Origin of the sequence: Roseicyclus sp., from assembly GCF_052168335.1 — a bacterium.
In the GTDB taxonomy this organism is placed as follows: domain Bacteria; phylum Pseudomonadota; class Alphaproteobacteria; order Rhodobacterales; family Rhodobacteraceae; genus Roseibacterium.
In genome coordinates this window covers 1-2,125 of sequence record NZ_JBQLZP010000344.1, presented here as the reverse complement: position 1 = coordinate 2,125, position 2,125 = coordinate 1, and the positions used below count along the sequence as shown (strand labels likewise).

Annotated in this window: 2 protein-coding genes and 1 pseudogene; all 3 read left to right on the top strand. The window is 69.1% G+C overall.

Going from position 1 to position 2,125, the window contains the following annotated elements; translation table 11 throughout:
- The coding region (locus ACTS11_RS10555; protein WP_442640271.1) for a LysR family transcriptional regulator substrate-binding protein at positions 1-638 on the top strand (638 nt) is incomplete at its 5' end.
- Positions 639-852: 214 nt separating this feature from the next.
- Positions 853-1,839 (top strand): ABC transporter substrate-binding protein, encoded by a 987-nt coding sequence (locus tag ACTS11_RS10550; protein WP_442640270.1) that lies wholly within the window; start codon positions 853-855, stop codon positions 1,837-1,839.
- A gap of 80 nt (positions 1,840-1,919) precedes the next feature.
- Positions 1,920-2,125 (top strand): annotated as a pseudogene (locus ACTS11_RS10545) (iron ABC transporter permease); the annotation flags it as partial.

Below are 2,125 nucleotides of genomic sequence, written 5' to 3'. Positions count from 1 at the left end.
CCCGAAGCGCAGCGGCGCGCTTCGGGTTTTCCGCGCCCCAGATCGCGCTCGACGCCGCCGAAGTGTTCCGCCGGGCCGATCCGCGCACGGCGCTGGAACTGCGCGCCGCCAATTCGGCTGACCTCTTCGCGGCGCTCGACGCCTACGAACTCGATGTCATCATGATCGGGCTGCGCGCGCCGAAGCCGCCCTATCACTGTCAGTTCTACCGCCGTCAGAGCATCGCGGTGATCGTTCCGCGGAGCCACCCGTTTGCCGCTCGGTCTTCCGTCGACCTGCAGGACCTGGCGGCGGAACCGATCGTCCTGCGCGAGCGCGGCAGCTTCACTCGTGCCCTCCTGATGGAGGCGTTCGAGGCCACCAGTCTCGACCCGCGCGTTGCCTTCGAGGTCGCCAGCCGCGAGGCGGTCGCCGAGGCCGTGCGGCGTGGCTTCGGTATTGGGCCTGTCCTTGACCGCGAAGCGCCGCGCACGAACGACCTCTGCGTCGTACCGGTCGAGGGCGGCCGCATCTTCGGGGACGACTACCTGGTCTGCCACGCGAGCGCGCTGCTCTATGGCCCGGTGCGCCGCTTCTTCGCCGCCAATGCGTCGGCCGAACCGAGCGAAACGGGCGTCGCCGGCCGTTTACCGAACTGAGGCTCCGAGCCACCCGCCTGCCGCGGCAGCGGAAGCTGCTGGCGTGGCCTTCTGCCGGATCTGCGCGGCCGGTGCGCGCGTGATTTCTCTTCCGACGCAGCTCGTGTCGAGCGCGGCCGACGTCGGCAGCAGGGTCACGCGGACGTTACACGGAGCGGCTATCCGCAACGTGCTTGCAAATCCGAGTGCATCGCTCGGACAACTGGGGATTGCCATGAACCGCACCATCGTCGCCGCGCTCGCCGCCGTCAGTCTCGCCGCTCCTGCCATGGCCCAGACCACGGATGTCTCGGGGCGCCTCGTCCTCTACACCTCGCAGCCGAACGAGGACGCGCAGCGCACCGTCGATGCCTTCACAGCCGCCTACCCGAACGTCGAGGTGGAGTGGATCCGCGACGGGACCACGCAGGTCATGGCCCGGCTCGAGGCCGAGTTCGCCGCAGGCAGCCCACAGCCCGACGTGCTCCTCATCGCGGACACGGTCACGATGGAGGGTCTCGAGGCGCAGGGCCGCCTCCTGCCCTATGCCGGGGCGGACGTCTCTGCCTACGATCCGTCGCTCATGGACCCTGAGCGCCACTACTTCTCGACCAAGCTCATCACGACCGGGATCATCTACAATACCGCGGCACCCTTCGTGCCGGAGACCTGGGCCGATCTGCTGCGCCCCGAGGCGGCGGGCCAGATCGCCATGCCCTCGCCGCTCACCAGCGGGGCCGCGACGATCCACATGATCTCGCTCACCTCCCATCCTGACCTCGGCTGGGAATATTACGAAGGCCTCGCCGCTCAGGGCACCAACCCGCAGGGCGGCAACGGGGGCGTCTACAACGCCGTCGCGGGCGGCGAGCAGATGTTCGGCATGGTCGTCGACTTCCTGCCGATCCGCGAGATCCCGAACGGGGCGCCCGTGGGCTTCGTCTTCCCGGAAGAGGGCGTCTCGGCCGTGACCGAGCCCGTCGCCATCCTTTCGACGGCGCAGAATGTGCCGGCAGCGCAGGCTTTCGTGGACTTCCTCCTTTCGCCCGAGGGCCAGCAGCTTGCCGCCGACATGGGTTACCTGCCCGCGCATCCTGCGATCTCGCCGCCGGAAGGGTTCCCGGCGCTCGAGGAAATCCGGCTTCTCGACTTCGACCCGGCCGCAGCGCTCCGGAGCGCGGACGAGGACCGGCTGCGCTTCACCGAGATCTTCGGCGGCTGATCCTGCGAGGGGCACTTCACGCGCGATGGGGCGGCGAGGGAATAACGCTCGCCGCCCTAATCCTGTTTGCGGCGGCGCTCATGGTGACGCCGCTCGCCCTCTTGTTCCGCGAGGGGCTGTCGGCCGAAGGCGCGCCGTCGCTCGAGCCGATCCGGACCGCCCTCGACAGCAGGTCCGTGCCTCGAGCCCTCTTGAACTCGCTAGAGAGCGCCGCGATATCCTCCGTGCTTGCGACGCTTGTGGGCGCGGCACTCGCGCTTCTCGTCGGGCTCACGAACCTGCGGGG

Excerpts from the sequence above, each read along its gene's own strand:
- ACTS11_RS10550 (WP_442640270.1), top strand. The coding sequence starts at position 853 with ATGAACCGCACCATCGTCGCCGCGCTCGCCGCCGTCAGTCTCGCCGCT.